Here is an 18,847-nt window from a genome sequence, read left to right on the forward strand (position 1 = left end):
GGCGCGTCTGGAACTACTTTTTGTTAACGTCAAACATGGTGGCATCGGTCGCCATGTCATCAATAACTTGTTTAATATTTTCGAAAGCCATTGGCGTACTTTCGTTATTCAGGTCTTTACCTTCGCCCTGACGAACGACTTTGATAACCGGTTTATTAGTCGCTGCATCAATCAGCTCACCTTCAAAATACAAGCGAGTATCCATGGTACGGTGGCCTGTAGCCATTTGCGTCCCCGCAACCACTAATGCAACAGGAACCACTTCATAGAATTGCAGCCCTTCTTTGCTGGTATCTACACCGGTAATGGCCCCACGGAAAATCAGACTACGCGGCCCAGCGGTGGTAACCAGTGGTTTACGCTGCGCTATCGCTTCTTTCATTTCGGTGTTGGTATAGTTCAAAATTTTATCCAGAACTTTCTGCCCTACCTGGGTAGAAGGTTTCGGTACCGGATAATAAGTGATTGGGTTCCAGACGATGCTGTCATATTTGCTTTGATCAAAACTCGGGTCTACCCAACGTAAAACAGGTTTACCTGTTGCCGAGGTTGTTTCTTTTAAATCAGAGTAATTGTTTAAAAAACCAGAATATTTATCTGGCTGGGTGATTTTAGAGGCACAACCAGACAGAGCCAACAAGCCGCATAAAGCTGCAACTTTCGCAAATGATGTGGTACGCATGAATAGTTTCCTGAGATGATTATATTACTTTTTAAGTTATAGCAAAAAGCGCCGCTTCGTGTTGTGGCAAAAAAAGTGTTGGTGAAAATAAATTTTTTAGCCCCTTTTCAGACGACATAGTCAATGCCGAAAAAGGGGCTAAGTCAATCATCAGTAGTTAAATTTCAGTACGTTAAGCGGCTAAAAAACTTCGACTACTGTGATTAATTTCACATCCCTTCGATAAAAAATATGCTTACCGAAAAGAAGAACAGTAAACCATCTCAGCGTGGGGAATTTTCACGCGCTTTGTTCTTACCGGATCATTTTTTACGTGCCAGCATCGTGGCGAAACGCAGTTTAATACGATTACCGTTGGCGTCGGTGCGGTGCAGCTCGCCGACGTCTTCATTGTATTTCACCATCTCCCAGCCTTCGTAATATCGACGTAATTCCCCCTCTTTGAAGGCAAACGGGAAGCCGACGGTACATGGATAATCAGCGGTATCCATCGCCGCCACAATCAGGTTGTAACCGCCAGGTTTAGCGCAACGTTGCATATTGGCAATCAGCCCTGGGATGGTTTTAGCCTCAAGGAACATCAGCACCACAGTCGAAAGAATAAAATCGTACTGTCCATCAAATGTGAGGTTATTCAGATCAACGACCCGGGTGTGTAAATTATCCAGATTTTCAATGGACTTAATGCGCTCGACGTTGGCGATACTCATGGCATTTTTATCCCATGCGTCAACATCATAACCATTGGCTGCCAGGTAAAGACTGTTACGACCATTGCCACAGCCCAGATCCAGCGTTTTACCCGGTTTAACCACTTTCACCGCTTCCAGCACTTCAGAGTGTGTGCGGGTTAATTCATATTTATCAGTAAAATAGTTTTCATCACGAATGATCATTCTTTGTCCTCTGCTTTCATTAAAACGGCGCGCTCGGTTCTGACTAACAATTTTCCCTGCATCAGAAGCGCAAAAGTACGGATGAGCAGTATTGCAATAATAAAATTGGTAAAGATAAACAGCGGCACCGCCAGCGTATGGAAAAATCCATTATCGCTGCCACTCCCCAGATGCAAACCGGTGGTTGCCAGTGCAGATACGCCGAACGAGAAACTCCAGAATGAAGCATTAAATGGCTGGGAGAGATACCATGGCATCAGACGTAGCATAAACAGCAGTTGCAGCAGTCCATAACCGAAAAGCATTTTCGCCAGCGTGTCACCCTCGCCGCCGTTGACGCTCAGCCAGGCACTACAGGCCACCAGCGCAGGAGCGAGCTGAATGCCGAGTGATGTCCTCAGTGCCGTGGGTAATTCTCCCGAACTGCGCAGACGCTGCAAGATCACCGGTTCCAGGCTTAGCCATGAGAAAACGCCTGCGCCTAAAAACACCAGACCGGCGTCGGTGTAGCCCAACGCACCACAGGCCATTGCGCTGATAAAGTTGTTGGCAACTGTCGGCAGATACAGTCCAGGCGTGGTAGCTTCTTCAGGGTGAGATCCACGCCATAATCCCGCAGTTTGCCAGGCGGCATAAGCCAACTGAACCACGACACCAAAACTGAACAGGCACACCGCCAGTGGGCGAAACCACGGAACAAAACCAATCGCCACCAGCATCGTCGTTGCCGGAAACAAACTCACAAAACTGCTCAGCACTGGATGGCGCACTTCTGCCAGCACGCTATGCGGAAAGCGTATGAGTCGGGTAATAAATGCGCCAGTCAATAATCCCCAGATGATCATCGCCAGAATCACCAGCCCATCCCCCAACCAGTGGCTGACCTGCCAAACCTGGCTGGCATAGCGCCAGGCAAATCCCATCCCTATCGTCCCCAACACAATACCAAAGTAGCCTGCCGGCAAATTGAGCACTTTATCGCTCTGCATCTTCTTACTCATTTTGTTTAATTTATAAAGTATATTTGAAATGCATTTTATGGAATTTTCTCGAGCATAGCCAGAGCCGCAGAATTTGCTACGGTTATAGTAAGTCACCTGTGGGAAAACGCTATGCGTAAATATCGTCTAAGTGAAGAACAGCGAGCCTTTAGTTATCAGGAAGATGGCACTAAAAAAAGTGTGTTATTACGGCAAATTATCGCCATGAGCGATTTTAACGATGTGATAGCAGGAAGCGCTGGCGGCTGGATCGATCGCGAAACGGTGTTAGCACAGGAAGGAAATTGCTGGATTTACGACCAGAATGCTATTGCGTTCGGCGGAACGGTGATTTCCGGGAATACGCGTATCACCGGCACCAGCGTGCTGTGGGGAGAGGTTTACGCAACGGATAATGTCTGGATCGATAATAGTGAAATCAGCCAGGGTGCATATATAAGTGACAGTGTCACCATTAGTGACTCATTAGTTTGCGGTCAATGTAGAATATTTGGTCACGCCTTAATTGATCAACATTCTATGATCGTCGCCGCACAAGGCTTAACGCCCGACCATCAACTCCTGCTACAAATTTATGATCGCGCAAAGGTTAGCGCCTCGCGTATTGTCCACCAGGCACAAATTTATGGCGATGCCGTCGTCCGGTATGCTTTTATTGAACATCGCGCCGAAGTTTTTGATTTTGCCAGTATTGAAGGTAATGAAGAGAACAACGTCTGGCTATGCGATTGCGCTAAAGTTTACGGTCACGCGCAGGTGAAAGCTGGCATAGAAGAAGATGCCATTCCGACGATTCATTACAGTTCACAGGTGGCGGAATATGCCATTGTGGAAGGTAATTGTGTGTTAAAACATCATGTCTTGATTGGCGGAAATGCCGTGGTACGTGGCGGACCGATTCTGCTCGACGAGCACGTTGTAATACAAGGTGAGAGCCGTATTACAGGTGCGGTGATAATTGAAAACCATGTGGAGTTAACTGACCACGCCGTCGTTGAAGCCTTTGATGGCGACACGATTCATGTCCGTGGTCCAAAAGTCATTAACGGCGAGGAGCGCATTACGCGAACGCTGCTGGCAGGGTTATTGTGAATCGATAATACGCGCGTATAAGTTCACATCATCATAGGCATCATTCAGAAACTCAGCCTGTTTCAGGCAACCTTCAAGGATAAAACCATTGCGCAACGCTACCTGGTTGCTTTGCGGATTGTCCACCCGACATTTGATCACGAAGCGTCTAAGTTCACCAGACTGAGCGTAATGATGAATCAATGCCTGCAGCGCCTGAGAAATGATCCCCTGCCCCTGATGAGGTTCGTCCAGCCAGTAGCCGATTTCAGCGGTTTTATTCAGTGGTTCAATACGATTAAAAGAGATAACGCCGATAAGTTCATCTTCTTTGAAAATCATGAACATTTTGGCATAGCCGCGTTGATGCAACATCACATTACCCTGCACCGTTTTTCGCGTGTCCTCTTCACTTTGAACAAACTGCGGCCAGTTTAGCGACTGCTGTAACCAGGTTTTATTTTTACAGATTAACTGATAAAGAAGTGTGACATGACTTTCCGCAACAGCATGTAATTCAAGTGATTCGCTTACTTTTATCGTTTCAGTCATCTTATCTCCAGTCAATCCATGCAGCTGTTAAAAAAGCCGCCTGGCTGGCGGCTTAGGAAAGTTTACACCTCTTTGACGCTCACCTGCTGCAGGATTTTGAGCATCTCATCTTTTAACTGTAGCTTTTGTTTTTTCATGCGGACCACTTCCGCATTGTACCCTCGACCGTCGGAACCTTCCTTTCTGGCAATTTCATGATCAAGTTTATTGTGTTTATCGAACAAGGACATAAAGCGAGGATTTTCGTTTTTCAGACGGGATATTAAATCTCGGTATTCTGGAAACATACGCACTCCCTGTTAGTGGCTGACAAGGTGTATCTGAAATACACACCAGCAGATTACTCATTTAACTTAGGAAAAAATGCGAGCGGGATCGTGTTTAACCAGACGGCACCTCCCGAAGAAGATGCCGAAGAAAAAACGATTAACTCATCACGCGGTCATCAACATACTGACGTTTATCCGGCGCTGGCGGGAAATACTGATATAACCATGTTTCACTGATAGCGTCGCCCTGACAACGCAGATACATCCGCATATCGACCGGATCAGTGGAGTCCGAAGTCGGATACCAGTCAAACTGAATACGATAACCATCAATGGGTTCAATATAGAGAATTTCGATTTGCTTCGCTTCCCCACTGGAAAGCGTAATCACCGGCTCAATGCCTTTTGGCGCGGCAGCTTTCAGATCGCCACCAACGAAATCGACGGCAAAACGTCGCGCCCATTTTTCGGGATAGTGTTCACCTGGCGCCCAACCTTCCGGGAAACCGCCCATGCCGGTACGCGTCGCCATAACGCGCGCTAATGGGCAATGAACAGGCGGTTGCGCACTCCAGTACAGACGATACTGGAATGCAAACTCATCACCCGCTTTTACAGCTTTTTCTGGCTGCCAGAAGCAAACAATGTTATCCAGCGTTTCCCCCGTAGTTGGGATTTCCATCAGGCCGATGGTGCCCTTACCCCACTTGTTACGCGGTTCCACCCACAGACTTGGGCGTTTGTTATACCAGCCCATAATGTCCTGATAATGGGAGAAATCACGATCCAGTTGCAATAAACCAAACCCTTTCGGGTTGTTGTCGGTGTAAGCATTGAACTGCAATTTTTGCGGATTGTTCAGCGGACGGCAAATCCACTCGCCGTTGCCCCGCCACATGGACAGACGATCAGAGTCATGGATTTGCGGATGAATGGTGTCGCACATCCGACGTTCATTAGTACCGCAGCTGAACATACTGGTCATCGGTGCAATGCCCAGCTGTTTAATGTCTTTGCGCGCATACAGGTGATTTTCCACATCCATAATCACCTGATTTTTCTCACAATGGATAGTGAACTTATAGGCACCAGTAATGCTGGCGCTATCGAGCAACGCATAAACGGTAAAGGTGGTTGCCCCTGGTTTTACCGTATCAAACCAGAAGGCGGTAAAGTCGGGGAACTCTTCTTTGCTGTCGGTGTAAGTGTCGATCGCCAGGCCGCGGGCCGACAAACCGTATTGATATGTGTCATCAACGGCGCGGAAATAACTCGCGCCGAGGAATGATACTACATCACGGCGCGCCAGTTCGGGGGCTTTAAACACGCGAAAACCGGCAAAACCGAGATCGCTTTGCCCTTCTAATTGTTTGGTATCCACACCCGCATCGTTGTATTTGAACAACTCCGGGCGAAAGTGAATTTCACGCGCCAGATGTGTTGCTGGATCTACAGAAAACATACGAACGCGGCGACGGAATCCCATTCCCATATGGAAAAACTGAGCGTCCAGTTGACGGTTCTCAACGTTATGCCAGAGCGATTTTTCGGCGTCGTATTGAATACTGTTATAAGCCTGCGGCGTCATTGTCGCCAGAGTATCAGGTAACGGACGTGGTGCACCACGCCATGCTGTTTGCGCTAAGTCGTGCGCCATTGACTGTAGAATGGAGAAGTCAAAACGCTGGGTTTGCCCGTCGGCAATATCAGAATCGGCCGCGAATGCCGCCTGAGAAAAAAGAGAAGCAATGCCGCTGGTACCGCACACGGCGGCCATAGCCATTGAACCTTTAATAAATCGTCTACGATCCATACCTGAAAGTGAGTCCTTCTGGTGTTGTGAATGGTCCCGCGCTGGTCATTTTCAGCGGCAAGAAAGTGCTTATTTATGACCGCTCACTCTAGACAATATTTATTAATAATCCAATTGTTGAAATCAGAGAATATGCATAAATTGGCATTTTTTTTATGTCGATGGGATGAGCCTGATTCGTTTGTAAAATCAGGCAAATTTTTGCAAAGGCGGATGGTCAGAATTTAAAGCAAACCACAGCGACGTTTACTGCGTTCTTCCGCTTCCTGATAAAGCTGGAACTCATCCAAAACCGGACACCCCAACGCCTGCTCAAATGCTTCGCGACTGGCATCACCGTGATTGCATGCCTGCGTTTCATTACCCAGATTTGACTGGAAGATCCCCGCCGCGCTAACGGGCAAGAAATCTTCATAGGTAATGGGTTGCGCCACTACCCAACCACGTTCTATTAAGGGCTGTGGATCGTCTCCGGGATGAATCGCCTGACGATGCGCCTCACCCGAAGGCGTCAGACGGTACCGGAACCATCCCAGCCCTTGCTGACGCATTAAAAACTCACTGTCAGGAAAAGTGCGGAAGGTTTCCTGTAAATGCATTTGGTGAGTGAGATTATCCTGCCCGGTTCCAGCGTTCCGCAGAAGATCATCATACAGTTGTCGCCCTTTCGGCGTTAATGCCACACCACGCTGCTCAATTTCACCAAAGCGCGCGGTATGTGTGCCCTGTTTCTGCCCCGCAAACAACACCGTCTCTTCCAGTGCTTTAAAGCTGGTCTGGCGTAGTAAAATCGGCACCTCGCGGCGCGGCGGCCCTTCGATCAGAATTTTGGGTTCAATTCCGCATTCAGGCATCATCGACTGCACCCGGTCAATATCCAGCGTGCGTGGCGTCAGGTGGTTGATATGGCATCCAGGAAAACAGACCACATCAGCAATCAACCGATGTTCGTTGTGCAAGGCGCGATAGGTTTTTTCATCTACCGTTGCTGACTGGTGCCAGCGAAACGTTTCCAGGGCTTCCTGCACAAACTCCTGTGCCTGTGTTTCGTTAAAACCGCCCCGCTGCTCATATTCCTGTAACAGTTGTCGACAACGTGGGGTGAAGATATCGCGCTGACGCAGAATCTCCGCCGCTTTCTGGCGTAATAATTCGTTCTCGATAAGCTCAAGGCGGAGTAATGAGGTAAAAACGCGGAAGGGATTACGCGCCAGAGAAGCAGCATCAATGGGCCGAAATGCTGTCGAATGTACCGGCACCCCTGCCTGCGAGAGATCGTAATAGCTCACCGGGTACATCCCCATAATGGCAAACATCCGCCGAAGAGTAGCAAGCTCTTGTGCAGTCCCAACGCGAATCGCCCCATGACGTTCAACATTCAGTCGCGCCAGTTCGTCTGCATTTACCATTTTTTCGTGCAGTTGAGGATTGTTTTCCAGCACCGCCAGATTTACATCAGCTACCAGTTCCAGCAGCGTGCCGTACTGCGGAACTTCTTGCTGGTACATGGCTGACATTGCCTGCGAAAACTGTTCCCGAATCTCATCCGCCGTGATGCTGTTCGCCATAGTGTCTGCCTCCAGTGGTCAGTAATCTGGAGTGTAGGTAACCGCATTCACTCCGGCTGGAAGAATTTACAAACTGTGATCTCGCCGCGAAAACATCAATATTATCCATTTTGCTGTAACATAGTTGCTTTAATTGTTAATAATATTTTGCAATCAAGTTATCATAATAAAACAACTTCACTTGTCAGCGACACCGCTTCGTTTTTAACATCGCTTATGGAAAAAAATAGTCTGTTTAGTCAGCGCATCCGTTTGCGCCACCTTCATACATTCGTAGCTGTCGCACAACAAGGAACTTTGGGGCGCGCGGCTGAAACCCTTAATTTGAGTCAACCTGCGCTCTCTAAGACATTGAATGAACTGGAGCAGCTGACGGGCGCTCGCTTGTTTGAGCGTGGTCGTCAGGGGGCGCAACTTACCTTACCCGGCGAACAATTTTTAACGCATGCAGTCAGAGTTCTTGACGCCATCAACACTGCCGGACAGTCGCTTCATCGTAAAGAAGGTCTTAATAATGATGTCGTCAGGGTTGGTGCGCTACCTACTGCGGCACTAGGGATATTACCTTCGGTTATAGGTCAGTTTCATCAGCAACAAAAAGAGACGACCTTGCAAGTTGCGACAATGAGTAACCCTATGATTCTGGCGGGTTTAAAAACCGGGGAAATCGATATCGGCATTGGTCGGATGTCAGATCCTGAACTGATGAACGGGCTTAATTACGAACTACTGTTTCTTGAATCGCTGAAGCTGGTTGTCCGCCCTAATCACCCGCTACTTCAGGAGAACGTAACGCTAAGCCGGGTGCTGGAATGGCCGGTCGTTGTATCACCAGAAGGCACTGCGCCACGCCAGCATTCAGATGCATTAGTGCAGAGCCAGGGATGTAAAATTCCTTCGGGTTGTATCGAAACGCTGTCTGCTTCGCTATCTCGTCAACTTACGGTTGAATACGATTACGTGTGGTTTGTCCCTTCTGGCGCTGTAAAAGACGACCTGCGTCATGCCACGCTGGTAGCCCTGCCTGTTCCGGGACATGGTGCAGGCGAACCGATTGGAATACTGACCCGCGTAGATGCGACGTTCTCTTCTGGTTGCCAGTTGATGATTAACGCTATTCGAAAATCAATGCCGTTCTGAAAGGTGAAGGGATCTGTCGATCCCTCCTTTAACATTTTCACACCGTAGCAAAACTAACTGGTTCACCCGCTCCTCGTGGTTCTGCCGACACAGAATGTTTGTTCAGACGGAATACGTCCACCGCCTCAGTTAGTCGTGCCGCCTGTTCTTCAAGGGACACCGCCGCCGTTGAGGCCTCTTCTACCAGAGAAGCATTCTGTTGCGTCACCTTATCCATTTCAGAAATCGCCTGGCTAACCTGCGTTATGCCTCGACTTTGTTCACCCGAGGCGGTGGCGATTTCCTGCATGATATGTGTGACACTCGCGACGGCATCAACAATAGTGCACATGGTTTTCCCTGCCGTTGCCACCTCATCCGATCCCAGGTCAATTAACCTGACTGATTCACTGATCAAGCCTTCAATCTCTTTCGCCGCCTGGGCGCTGCGGCTTGCGAGTGTCCGTACTTCGCTGGCGACAACGGCAAATCCACGGCCTTGCGAGAGTAACGAATGATTAAACTGGCTAAACCGAATGACGAAAAATTCTGGAAAGCAGCACGCGATTTCGTCAGGTGATTATTTTCGTCCCTAAGGAAACCACATAGGATGCTCACGGGTGCCTGAGACTTTCTGTTTTCAGGCTAACCTGGAATCAGAAAGACGAAGGCCCCGACCGATATTTCTATCAACCGAGGCCAACGAATGAACCTAGCAATTCAGATCTTAGCCTCTTACCCGCCATCCGGCAAGGAGAAAGGCTATGAAGCACAACCCTCTGGTGGTGTGTCTGCTCATTATCTGCATTACGATTCTGACATTCACACTCCTGACCCGACAAACGCTCTACGAACTGCGGTTCCGGGACGGTGATAAGGAGGTTGCTGCGCTCATGGCCTGCACGTCCAGGTAAGGGCAAGCGCGGGGGTTTTCCCCGCGCATCTGACTAGCGGATTCATTTTCTCATGGCCCCCCTTTTACACTTCAGTTAGTGCATGTTTTTTTCGATGCACTAATAGAACCATCATTACAGACAAATTTGCCGCCTGCCGTACAGTGTGAGATCCCCCCTTTCGAACCAGAACAGGGTTTGCGCCCGGCATCGGCATAAAAGGAAACAAGCGTTCCCATAACCAGGATAAGTGCCAGTTTTTTCATATAACCTCCATGATTTATCGAATCTTATGTTCGATTTGAACGTTATACGCTGGTTTATTTTGATACCGTTGATGAGATCAAAGATCGGGTGAATTGATTAAAGATAAGCCAGATGGACGTATAGACAAGGATTATGGTTTTATTTGTCATACAAATAAATATAATAGGCGCTTCCGATGTAGGCCCGTATTCTTCGCCTGTACCACGGGTCGGTTTTAGTACAGGCGTTTTCTTTAAATATCCTTCAGGAACGTTTACGTGGCATCATGCGTAGAAGTGTGTTGTCCTTCCAGAAATAGTGGTGTGCCAGTGCAGCCGCAGCGTGCAACCCGATGACAAAATATCCCAGATTCGCCAGCGTTTCATGCCACGACTTTAAGCTATCAACCCGCTCGAAATTGGCCTCTGAAGCGTAAGGCATCGTCAAACCAAACGCAAACCACGGGTTGCCCCGGTTATACATCATCACCAAACCAATCACCGGCAGCGCAATAAACAGGAGATAAATCACCAAATGGCCCAAATGCGCCAGTCCCGTCATCATCGGTTTTGGCTTAGGTATAATCGGCGGGGTTGGGTATTTCAGCCTTAACAAAAGACGAACCACCATCAGTACGAGAATTGAGATGCCACAGGAAACATGAATCATGTTGATGAGGGGCCGATCGCTACGTGGGAAGAAACCACGAAACTCCATTGCGCAATACGCTACGATAACCAGCAAAAAGACCAGCCAGTGAATGCTGATTTGTAACCTTGAGTATTTATTTCCCATAACATTTCCTGCTTTAACATAATTTGCCGTTAACATAACGGGCTTTTCTTAAAATTTCATTAAATATTGTTCACCCGTTTTCAGTACGTTACGTTTCACTGCAAGAATGTAGATTGCCCATCCCGCCATCCTGGTCTAAGCCTGGAAAGGATCAATTTTCATCCGAACGTTCCTGACAGGAGAAGACCATGAGTAAAGTTGGTATTAATGGTTTTGGTCGTATCGGTCGACTGGTGTTGCGTCGATTACTTGAAGTCAAAAGCAACATAGACGTTGTCGCTATTAATGATCTCACTTCCCCAAAAATTCTCGCCTACCTGCTGAAACATGATTCAAACTACGGACCGTTCCCCTGGAGCGTTGATTATACGGAAGATTCACTTATCGTTGATGGGAAAAGTATCGCGGTTTACGCCGAAAAAGAGGCTAAAAATATTCCGTGGAAAGCGAAAGGCGCAGAAATCATTGTCGAATGTACAGGCTTTTATACCTCCGCCGAGAAATCGCAGGCGCATCTTGATGCTGGCGCGAAGAAGGTGTTGATTTCCGCCCCTGCCGGTGAAATGAAAACCATCGTTTATAACGTCAATGACGACACTCTGGATGGCAACGACACCATTGTTTCCGTGGCGTCATGCACCACTAACTGCCTTGCGCCGATGGCCAAAGCCTTGCATGACAGTTTCGGGATAGAAGTCGGCACGATGACGACCATTCATGCCTATACCGGCACCCAGTCACTGGTGGATGGCCCGCGTGGTAAAGATTTACGTGCTTCACGCGCAGCGGCAGAAAATATCATTCCCCACACTACGGGGGCGGCAAAAGCCATTGGCCTGGTGATCCCGGAACTGAGCGGCAAACTGAAAGGTCATGCGCAACGCGTGCCGGTGAAAACAGGTTCGGTCACTGAACTGGTGTCGATTCTCGGAAAAAAAGTGACTGCCGAAGAGGTGAACAACGCGCTTAAAAAGGCGACAAACAATAACGAGTCATTTGGTTATACCGATGAAGAAATAGTCTCTTCCGATATCATTGGCAGCCATTTCGGTTCGGTGTTTGATGCCACGCAAACGGAAATTACCGCCGTGGGCGATTTACAACTGGTGAAAACGGTCGCCTGGTACGATAACGAATATGGCTTCGTCACGCAGCTTATTCGCACCCTCGAAAAATTCGCTAAACTCTGACGCGCACAGGCGGAGGAAAAAACCTCCGCCTCTTTCACTCACTACGACTGTAAATAAACCACCTGGGTCTGCAGATATTCATGCAAGCCATGTTTACCATCTGCGCCGCCAATACCGGATTTACGCCATCCAGCGTGGAAGCCTTGCATAGCTTCGAAGTTTTCACGGTTGATGTAAGTTTCACCAAACTTCAGCCCTTTAATGGCTTTCATCGCGACGTTCAGATTTTGGGTATAGATTGATGAGGTCAGGCCGTAATCACTGTCATTAGCCATTGAGATAGCCTCTTCCAGCGTGTCAAATGCGACCACCGGCAGAACCGGACCAAAGGTTTCCTCATGCATAATCGACATTTCCTGGCGAACATCCAGCAGCAATGTCGGCGGATAATAATATCCTTTCCCCTCTACCGCTTTGCCACCCAACGCCACTCTCGCCCCTTCTTCTACTGCGCGCGCCACTTTTTGCTCAACCCTTTCCAGCGCCGCGGCGTTAATCAACGGTCCCATCGCAATGTCGTTGCGTTCAGCAGGGTTACCAAATTGAACCGCCTGCATCGCTTCACCCAGCCGATTGACGAACTGATCATAAATGCTTTTCTGTACATAAACACGTTCTGCACAGTTACACACTTGCCCACTATTAATGACGCGTGAATCAACGATGGCTTTGACTGCCAGTTCAATATCGGCATCGTCCATTACGATAGCCGGTGCTTTACCCCCCAATTCCAGGCACACTTTGGTGATGTTTTTCGCCGCAGTCGCCATAATCTTTTCACCTGCAGAGACGCTGCCTGTCATACTGACCATTGCAACCTTTGGGTTACCCGCCAGTTCTTGCCCAACGTTTTCACCACGCCCGAGTACAAGGTTAAACACGCCGCGCGGAAGGCCTATTTCATCAACGATTTTGGCGAATGCAATCGCATTGTTTGGCGTAAATTCACTGGGTTTAATGACGATGGTATTACCGGTCAAAAGAGCGGGAGCCATTTTGCGGGCAATGAGGAAGAACGGAAAGTTCCACGGCAGAATGCCGGTAGTCACGCCAAGCGCACGTTTAAACAGAAGGATATTTTCTCCTGGACGATCGCTTTGAATAATCTCGCCCTCGTAACGCCGTGCCCACTCCGCCATATAATCGATATAGTCCGCAGTAAAAGCCACTTCGACTTCAGCCAACTGCTGGATCTTGCCCCCTTCTTCGACAATCAGCGCACTGATTTCACTGGCACGTTCCCGGATCCCGGCGGAGATTTTGCGCAACCAACTGGCGCGTTCAATAGCAGGCAACGCTTCCCATTCTGGTTGTGCACGTTCTGCTGCATCGATTGCCTTACGGGCATCCTCGGCCTGACCATCGGGAATGCGGGAAATGACAGCCTCTGTAGCAGGGTTAACCACATCAATCCATGCGTCTCCACGCCAGGTAACAAACTGTCCATCGATATACATAGGATGTTGAACGGGTACTGACATGGGCGACTCCTGTGATTTGCATGTTTGTTTTTGGTAAATTTATTGTTAATTAACATCAATCATCAGAGAGACGGCATCGTGAAAGGACAATTCTGTGAAGGGCTTCATAAAAACAAGTGTAAAAGGAATTAAAGGCAGAAATAAAAGGCAGAAATAAAAGTCAGAAATCATGCCCGTTTGCAAACAAGTGGTTCACAAACGGGCAATTTTTAACGTAACGAGCGACTTTCCATCGCCTCGATGAGCACCGCATCATGTTTCAGCGTTTGCCATGCCTGAATGACTTCTGCCGGAAAATCAACGTGAACGATAAAATCTCGCCCGCGGGGGCCGTAGCCATCGCTATCATCGCGTAAACGCGGCAGCTCGCCAGTGAGTAGCGATAGATAACGCTCAACCGGCCATAATCCTTGCAACGGATTAACAAAGATTACACTCTCTGCGTTATTTCCTAACTGAGGAACGAATCCGGGATAACTTAACCAGCGTGGTGCATCGGGATTATCCCCGGTTATACGGCGGAACGTCGCCATCGTGCGCCGCTGCATGGTGGGGTCCTGAACAACGATAGCCGTATGAACTCGTTCTACAGCCTGATTCAATAACGCGATGCTAAAGCGTGCGTTTTCACCGCAGTTTGTTGACTGGTCTTCAATCCAGATTTTTTCATGCGGAATATGCCAGAACTGATGAGCGATATCCGCCAGAATGGTAGCTTCTGCTCTGCCAGTGGTGCGGATAGTGTTGTAGTGCGGATGCTGTGCGATGGCGCTATACAAAAAAGTTGTCGAGTGACCGATACCACCACTAATCAGTAAAGGAATTTGCTGATCGCGGGCAATCTTACATGCCGCATCGATAGTCGGCATAACCGCATTGCCTGCAAGGATCACGCAATCGGCCTGATACGGCACCTCACCGGAGAAATCATCCTGCGCCAGCCACTGTCCGATAACATTTATGGCATCTATGGTTGCCGGCGAAAGCGTCGGAAACGGGGTAATATTCATGGTTCCTCCTTATCGTTCCCTTAAGAATACTGCGTGAGATAATAGTGAGAAGCGGAGCACTCTGAAAGGAGGAAGTCGTATTTCCTGAACTGCCACTCCGCAAGCCTGACATATCTTTTAAGGAAATGCTGTAGATAAACATTATTCATCTTGCAGCAGAGAATTGTATTTTTCTGAACTCCTGAATTTTTTCCCTTATCGTTTTTAGAATTAATAAAAAACCCGGCGCTAAATGCTTACCGGGTTTTAGATTTATCAGGCAAATAGCAGTGTTAACCGCTAATCTGCTCCATCGCCTGCAAAATACGCTTATCCGAAATCGGATAAGGCGTGCCAAGTTGTTGAGCGAAGTAACTAACGCGCAGCTCTTCTATCATCCAGCGGACCTCTTTCACGTCTTCATCCTCACGACGTGCAGGCGGTAGTTTGTTGATCCATTGCTGCCACGCCTGCTGGACGTTTTCGACTTTCAGCATCTGAGCACGGTCGCGATGTGGATCGACCGCCAGTTTTTCCAGTCGTTTTTCAATTGCCTGCAAATATCGCAGCGTGTCGCCCAGTCGTTTGAAGCCGTTACCAGTGACAAAACCGCGATACACCAGCCCGCCCATCTGCGCTTTAATGTCAGAAAGCCCCAGCGCCATGGTCATATCCACCCGCCCTTTCAGACGTTTGTTGATATTGAACACCGCAGTGAGGATTTGCTCGACCTGCTTCGCAATATCCACCACCGTGTCGTTCAGTTCAGCACGGACTTTTTCATGCAGCGCAGCAAAGCCTTCTTCCGTCCAGACCGGGCCACCATTGGCGTCGATCAGTTGATCCACACCGCAGGAGATACAGTCATCGATCAGCTCCAGCACTTTGCCATACGGGTTAAAGTACAGCCCCAGCTTGGCTTTGTTTGGCAGCTTTTCGTGCAAGTACTTGATCGGCGATGGAATATTTAGCAGCAGTAAACGGCGAAGACCGTTCCACATTGCCTGCTTCTGTTCCAGCGGGTTATCAAACAGTTTGATCGCTACGCTGTCACGCTCATCCACCAGCGCCGGCCAAGCCTTCACTTTGTAGTTGCCGCGCTTCTGCTCGTAGCTTTCCGGCAGTTGACCAAAACTCCAGATATGTAAACCGCTCTGCTCGATACCGTCATCCGCCACGGCAGACAGCGTTTCCTGCACTTTGCCTTTCAGGGCGTCTTTCAGATCCTGTAATGAGCGCCCTTCTTTTAGCTTCTTGTTTTTGTCATCCACCACGCGGAAGGTGATTTTCAGGTGATCGGGCACCTGATCCCAGTGCCAGTCTTCGCGGTCAACGGTGACGCCAGTCATCCGCCGAAGCTCTCGTTCAAGGCTGTCGAGCAACGGCAATTCCAGCGGTGTGACGCGGCCTAAAAACGCTTCGGCATAGTTTGGCGCAGGTACAAAATTACGGCGTACCGGCTTCGGCAACGATTTAATCAGGGCGATGATCAGCTCACGGCGCAGGCCGGGGATCTGCCACTCAAACCCGCTCTCCTCAACCTGGTTAAGCAGCGGCAGCGGAATATGTACGGTCACGCCGTCAGCATCTGCCCCCGGCTCAAACTGATAACTCAAACGCAGCTTGAGATTGCCCTGATGCCAGAAGTTCGGGTAATCCAGCTTGCTGATTTTTTCCGCCCCTTCTTTGATCAACATGCTCTTTTCAAAGTTGAGCAAATCAGGCGTTTCGCGGCTGACTTTTTTCCACCAACTGTCGAAATGGCGTGCAGAGATCACATCGTGACTGATGCGCTGGTCGTAGAACTCAAACAACGTTTCGTCATCCACCAGAATATCGCGGCGACGAGTTTTGTGTTCCAGCTCTTCTACTTCCGCCCGTAGTTTCAGGTTTTCGCGGAAGAATGCGTGACGCGTCTGCCAGTCACCTTCCACCAGCGCGTGGCGAATAAAGAGTTCACGACATAACGCCGGATCGATCTGGCTGTAGTTGACCTTGCGCGCGGCAACAATCGGCAAACCATAAACAGTGACTTTTTCCGTTGCCATCACCGCGCCCTGCGCCCGTTCCCAGTGCGGTTCGCTGTAGGTGCGTTTAATCAAATGCTGAGCAACTGGCTCCACCCATTCCGGGTCGATCCGCGCAGCAATGCGCCCCCACAGGCGGCTGGTTTCTACCAGTTCCGCCACCATTACCCATTTCGGCGGCTTTTTGAATAAACCAGAACCGGGGAAGATGGAGAAACGCGCGTTACGTGCGCCGGTATATTCTTGTTTATCGGCATCTTTCATGCCGATATGCGAAAGCAAACCGGTCAGCAACGCAATGTGAATTTCGCGATAATCCGCCGGTTCGCTGTTAACCGGAATGCCAAGTTCTTTCACCACCTGGCGCAACTGGGTGTAGATATCCTGCCATTCGCGCACGCGCAGATAGTTGAGATAATCGGTACGACACAGGCGACGGAAGGCGTTTGAAGAAAGCGCCTTTTGCTGCTCGCCAAGATAATTCCACAGATTCACAAATGCCAGGAAGTCAGACTCTTTGTCGTGGAAGCGACGATGTTTTTCGTCAGCTGCCTGCTGTTTATCCATCGGACGCTCGCGCGGATCCTGAATGGAGAGCGCGGACGTGATAATCATCGCCTCACGCACGCAGCCATGTTTTTGCGCTTCCAGCACCATACGCGCCAGACGTGGGTCGACAGGCAACTGCGAGAGCTGACGACCGAGCGGCGTCAGTTTATAAGCACTTTGCTGTTCATCAGTGGTGATCGCGCCCAGTTCTTCGAGCAGACGCACGCCATCCTGGATATTGCGTTTATCCGGTGCTTCGACAAACGGGAATGCGGCGATATCGCCCAAGCCCAGTGCGGTCATCTGCAAAATAACCGAGGCCAGGTTGGTACGCAGAATCTCCGGATCGGTAAACTCCGGGCGCGAAAGGAAATCGTCTTCGGAATAGAGACGAATACAGATCCCTTCGGACACACGACCACAGCGGCCTTTACGCTGATTAGCTGAAGCCTGCGAAATTGGCTCAATCGGCAAACGCTGCACTTTGGTGCGATAGCTGTAGCGGCTGATACGCGCTGTACCTGGGTCGATAACGTATTTAATACCCGGTACGGTCAGCGAGGTTTCCGCGACGTTGGTCGCCAGTACAATGCGTCGCCCGCTGTGCGACTGGAACACGCGGTTCTGTTCGCTGTTGGAAAGCCGTGCATAAAGCGGCAAGATTTCGGTATGGCGTAAGTTCAGCTTGTTCAGCGCATCGGCGGTATCGCGAATTTCTCGCTCGCCGCTCATAAAGATCAGAATGTCGCCAGGGCTTTCCTGGCTCAGTTCGTCTACGGCGTCAAAAATCGCCTGCAACTGATCGCGCTCGGTATCATCGGCTTCTTCAACAATCGGGCGATAGCGCACTTCCACCGGATAGGTCCGACCGGAGACTTCGATAATCGGCGCATTATTAAAGTGGCGCGAAAAGCGTTCCGGGTCGATAGTCGCGGAAGTGATAATGATTTTTAGGTCAGGACGCCGCGGCAGCAACTCTTTCAAATAGCCGAGCAGAAAATCGATATTCAGGCTGCGTTCGTGCGCTTCGTCAATAATGATGGTGTCGTACTGCATCAGCAGGCGGTCTTGCTGGATCTCCGCCAGCAGGATACCGTCGGTCATCAGCTTGACCATCGTGTTATCACTGACGTGATCGCTGAAACGCACTTTGTAACCGATGCAACCGCCCGGCTCCGTTTTTAGCTCTTCCGCAATACGGTTCGCCACCGTTCGCGCCGCCAGCCGACGCGGCTGGGTATGGCCGATCAGCCCTTTAATCCCGCGCCCCAGCTCCATACAGATTTTCGGTAGCTGAGTCGTTTTACCGGAACCCGTTTCCCCGGCGACGATCACCACCTGGTGGTCACGAATCGCTTCGAGAATGTCCTGCTTTTTCTGACTAACCGGCAAATTGTCCGGGTAAGTAATCTCCGGTCGTGCCGCTTCACGCAGCAGGACTTTCCCTGCCGCATGGTCAATCTCTTTCGCCATCTCCTGGAAAATGGCCTGTTGTGCATCAGGATTTTTAACCTTCTTCACACCGTGCAGACGGCGAGAAAAACGCAATCTGTCACGCAGCATCAACGAATCCAGCCGCTGCTGCAAGGCAGTAAAGGTCAATTTTTGTTGTTCTGTCATAACGTTAGTGGGCAGTAGGCTGCCTGATTAATTTTCTTTTAAATGATAGATATAGAGTACCACATCGCAGCTTTCTATGCGTTGTT

At 49.4% G+C, this 18,847-nt stretch carries 17 protein-coding genes and 1 pseudogene; 4 read left to right on the top strand and 14 right to left on the bottom strand.

Translation table 11 applies throughout. From position 1 onward, the window contains the following. Positions 1 to 13 precede the first annotated feature (13 nt). The 3 genes from ACJHX4_RS23305 to tehA all read right to left on the bottom strand — a co-directional run bounded on the left by ACJHX4_RS23305 (position 14) and on the right by tehA (position 2,567). Positions 14 to 682, bottom strand: a complete 669-nt coding sequence (locus ACJHX4_RS23305; protein ID WP_001261013.1) for a DUF3313 domain-containing protein — start codon at positions 680 to 682, stop codon at positions 14 to 16. Positions 683 to 984: 302 nt separating this feature from the next. After that, a complete protein-coding gene (gene tehB, locus ACJHX4_RS23310) occupies positions 985 to 1,578 on the bottom strand; it encodes a tellurite resistance methyltransferase TehB (RefSeq protein ID WP_000586718.1) in 594 nt (197 codons plus the stop codon). After that, the gene (gene tehA, locus ACJHX4_RS23315) at positions 1,575 to 2,567 is read right to left on the bottom strand and encodes a dicarboxylate transporter/tellurite-resistance protein TehA (protein WP_001298119.1); all 993 of its coding nucleotides are present in this window, start codon (positions 2,565 to 2,567) and stop codon (positions 1,575 to 1,577) included. The genes tehB and tehA overlap by 4 nt, the downstream gene beginning before the upstream one ends. A gap of 123 nt (positions 2,568 to 2,690) precedes the next feature. Between tehA and ydcK the strand changes: the two genes are divergently transcribed. After that, positions 2,691 to 3,671 (top strand): YdcK family protein, encoded by a 981-nt coding sequence (ydcK, locus tag ACJHX4_RS23320; protein WP_001234088.1) that lies wholly within the window; start codon positions 2,691 to 2,693, stop codon positions 3,669 to 3,671. Here the strand turns inward: ydcK and rimL are convergent. From rimL to ACJHX4_RS23340, 4 genes are all read right to left on the bottom strand, one after another. Continuing rightward, positions 3,663 to 4,202: a 50S ribosomal protein L7/L12-serine acetyltransferase gene (gene rimL, locus ACJHX4_RS23325; RefSeq protein WP_001296057.1), complete on the bottom strand. Its 540-nt coding sequence runs from the start codon at positions 4,200 to 4,202 to the stop codon at positions 3,663 to 3,665. The two genes, ydcK and rimL, sit on opposite strands and share 9 nt — an antisense overlap. 62 nt (positions 4,203 to 4,264) lie before the next feature. Beyond that, the gene (locus ACJHX4_RS23330; RefSeq protein WP_001296056.1) at positions 4,265 to 4,489 is read right to left on the bottom strand and encodes a YdcH family protein; all 225 of its coding nucleotides are present in this window, start codon (positions 4,487 to 4,489) and stop codon (positions 4,265 to 4,267) included. Between the two features lie 139 nt (positions 4,490 to 4,628). Then, complete coding sequence (opgD, locus tag ACJHX4_RS23335) at positions 4,629 to 6,284, bottom strand: glucan biosynthesis protein OpgD (RefSeq protein WP_000375944.1); 1,656 nt, start codon at positions 6,282 to 6,284, stop codon at positions 4,629 to 4,631. A 224-nt stretch (positions 6,285 to 6,508) separates the two neighbouring features. Then, positions 6,509 to 7,852, bottom strand: a complete 1,344-nt coding sequence (locus ACJHX4_RS23340) for a VOC family protein (RefSeq protein WP_000013747.1) — start codon at positions 7,850 to 7,852, stop codon at positions 6,509 to 6,511. Between the two features lie 216 nt (positions 7,853 to 8,068). On the opposite strand from ACJHX4_RS23340, the gene ACJHX4_RS23345 reads away from it, so the two are divergent. Then, entirely contained in the window at positions 8,069 to 8,992 is a 924-nt protein-coding gene (locus ACJHX4_RS23345) for a LysR substrate-binding domain-containing protein (protein WP_000414563.1), read from the top strand. Between the two features lie 37 nt (positions 8,993 to 9,029). On the opposite strand, the pseudogene trg reads toward ACJHX4_RS23345, so the two are convergent. Then, positions 9,030 to 9,473: pseudogene (gene trg / locus ACJHX4_RS23350) on the bottom strand (methyl-accepting chemotaxis protein Trg); the annotation flags it as partial. A 262-nt stretch (positions 9,474 to 9,735) separates the two neighbouring features. On the opposite strand from trg, the gene hokB reads away from it, so the two are divergent. Further along, on the top strand, positions 9,736 to 9,885 hold the full coding sequence (gene hokB, locus ACJHX4_RS23355; RefSeq protein ID WP_001320773.1) for a type I toxin-antitoxin system toxin HokB: 150 nt from the start codon (positions 9,736 to 9,738) through the stop codon (positions 9,883 to 9,885). Here hokB and ACJHX4_RS23360 read toward each other — a convergent pair. From ACJHX4_RS23360 to cybB, 3 genes are all read right to left on the bottom strand, one after another. Then, positions 9,863 to 9,931, bottom strand: coding sequence for a hypothetical protein (locus tag ACJHX4_RS23360; protein WP_212734105.1), 69 nt, complete (start codon positions 9,929 to 9,931; stop codon positions 9,863 to 9,865). The two genes, hokB and ACJHX4_RS23360, sit on opposite strands and share 23 nt — an antisense overlap. Before the next feature lie 25 nt (positions 9,932 to 9,956). Continuing rightward, positions 9,957 to 10,130, bottom strand: a complete 174-nt coding sequence (locus ACJHX4_RS23365; protein ID WP_000731859.1) for a hypothetical protein — start codon at positions 10,128 to 10,130, stop codon at positions 9,957 to 9,959. A gap of 244 nt (positions 10,131 to 10,374) precedes the next feature. Continuing rightward, entirely contained in the window at positions 10,375 to 10,905 is a 531-nt protein-coding gene (gene cybB, locus ACJHX4_RS23370) for a cytochrome b561 (protein WP_001531678.1), read from the bottom strand. 188 nt (positions 10,906 to 11,093) lie between these two features. Here cybB and gap point away from each other — a divergent pair, with 188 nt between their 5' ends. Beyond that, complete coding sequence (gap, locus tag ACJHX4_RS23375; RefSeq protein WP_000048688.1) at positions 11,094 to 12,095, top strand: type I glyceraldehyde-3-phosphate dehydrogenase; 1,002 nt, start codon at positions 11,094 to 11,096, stop codon at positions 12,093 to 12,095. A 41-nt stretch (positions 12,096 to 12,136) separates the two neighbouring features. Here the strand turns inward: gap and aldA are convergent, their stop codons facing one another. The 3 genes from aldA to hrpA all read right to left on the bottom strand — a co-directional run bounded on the left by aldA (position 12,137) and on the right by hrpA (position 18,761). After that, a complete protein-coding gene (aldA, locus tag ACJHX4_RS23380) occupies positions 12,137 to 13,576 on the bottom strand; it encodes an aldehyde dehydrogenase (protein ID WP_000115931.1) in 1,440 nt (479 codons plus the stop codon). A 209-nt stretch (positions 13,577 to 13,785) separates the two neighbouring features. Then, a complete protein-coding gene (gene ydcF / locus ACJHX4_RS23385) occupies positions 13,786 to 14,586 on the bottom strand; it encodes a DUF218 domain-containing protein YdcF (RefSeq protein ID WP_001027935.1) in 801 nt (266 codons plus the stop codon). 272 nt (positions 14,587 to 14,858) lie between these two features. Beyond that, complete coding sequence (hrpA, locus tag ACJHX4_RS23390; protein WP_000139528.1) at positions 14,859 to 18,761, bottom strand: ATP-dependent RNA helicase HrpA; 3,903 nt, start codon at positions 18,759 to 18,761, stop codon at positions 14,859 to 14,861. Between the last annotated feature and the right edge of the window lie 86 nt (positions 18,762 to 18,847).

This window comes from Escherichia sp. WS2035, assembly GCF_046487065.1.
GTDB classification, from domain to species: domain Bacteria; phylum Pseudomonadota; class Gammaproteobacteria; order Enterobacterales; family Enterobacteriaceae; genus Escherichia; species Escherichia coli.

Coding starts and splice junctions, on each gene's coding strand:
- ACJHX4_RS23305 (WP_001261013.1), bottom strand. CDS start 682: ATGCGTACCACATCATTTGCGAAAGTTGCAGCTTTATGCGGCTTGTTG.
- tehB (WP_000586718.1), bottom strand. CDS start 1,578: ATGATCATTCGTGATGAAAACTATTTTACTGATAAATATGAATTAACC.
- tehA (WP_001298119.1), bottom strand. CDS start 2,567: ATGCAGAGCGATAAAGTGCTCAATTTGCCGGCAGGCTACTTTGGTATT.
- ydcK (WP_001234088.1), top strand. CDS start 2,691: ATGCGTAAATATCGTCTAAGTGAAGAACAGCGAGCCTTTAGTTATCAG.
- rimL (WP_001296057.1), bottom strand. CDS start 4,202: ATGACTGAAACGATAAAAGTAAGCGAATCACTTGAATTACATGCTGTT.
- ACJHX4_RS23330 (WP_001296056.1), bottom strand. CDS start 4,489: ATGTTTCCAGAATACCGAGATTTAATATCCCGTCTGAAAAACGAAAAT.
- opgD (WP_000375944.1), bottom strand. CDS start 6,284: ATGGATCGTAGACGATTTATTAAAGGTTCAATGGCTATGGCCGCCGTG.
- ACJHX4_RS23340 (WP_000013747.1), bottom strand. CDS start 7,852: ATGGCGAACAGCATCACGGCGGATGAGATTCGGGAACAGTTTTCGCAG.
- ACJHX4_RS23345 (WP_000414563.1), top strand. CDS start 8,069: ATGGAAAAAAATAGTCTGTTTAGTCAGCGCATCCGTTTGCGCCACCTT.
- hokB (WP_001320773.1), top strand. CDS start 9,736: ATGAAGCACAACCCTCTGGTGGTGTGTCTGCTCATTATCTGCATTACG.
- ACJHX4_RS23365 (WP_000731859.1), bottom strand. CDS start 10,130: ATGAAAAAACTGGCACTTATCCTGGTTATGGGAACGCTTGTTTCCTTT.
- cybB (WP_001531678.1), bottom strand. CDS start 10,905: ATGGGAAATAAATACTCAAGGTTACAAATCAGCATTCACTGGCTGGTC.
- gap (WP_000048688.1), top strand. CDS start 11,094: ATGAGTAAAGTTGGTATTAATGGTTTTGGTCGTATCGGTCGACTGGTG.
- aldA (WP_000115931.1), bottom strand. CDS start 13,576: ATGTCAGTACCCGTTCAACATCCTATGTATATCGATGGACAGTTTGTT.
- ydcF (WP_001027935.1), bottom strand. CDS start 14,586: ATGAATATTACCCCGTTTCCGACGCTTTCGCCGGCAACCATAGATGCC.
- hrpA (WP_000139528.1), bottom strand. CDS start 18,761: ATGACAGAACAACAAAAATTGACCTTTACTGCCTTGCAGCAGCGGCTG.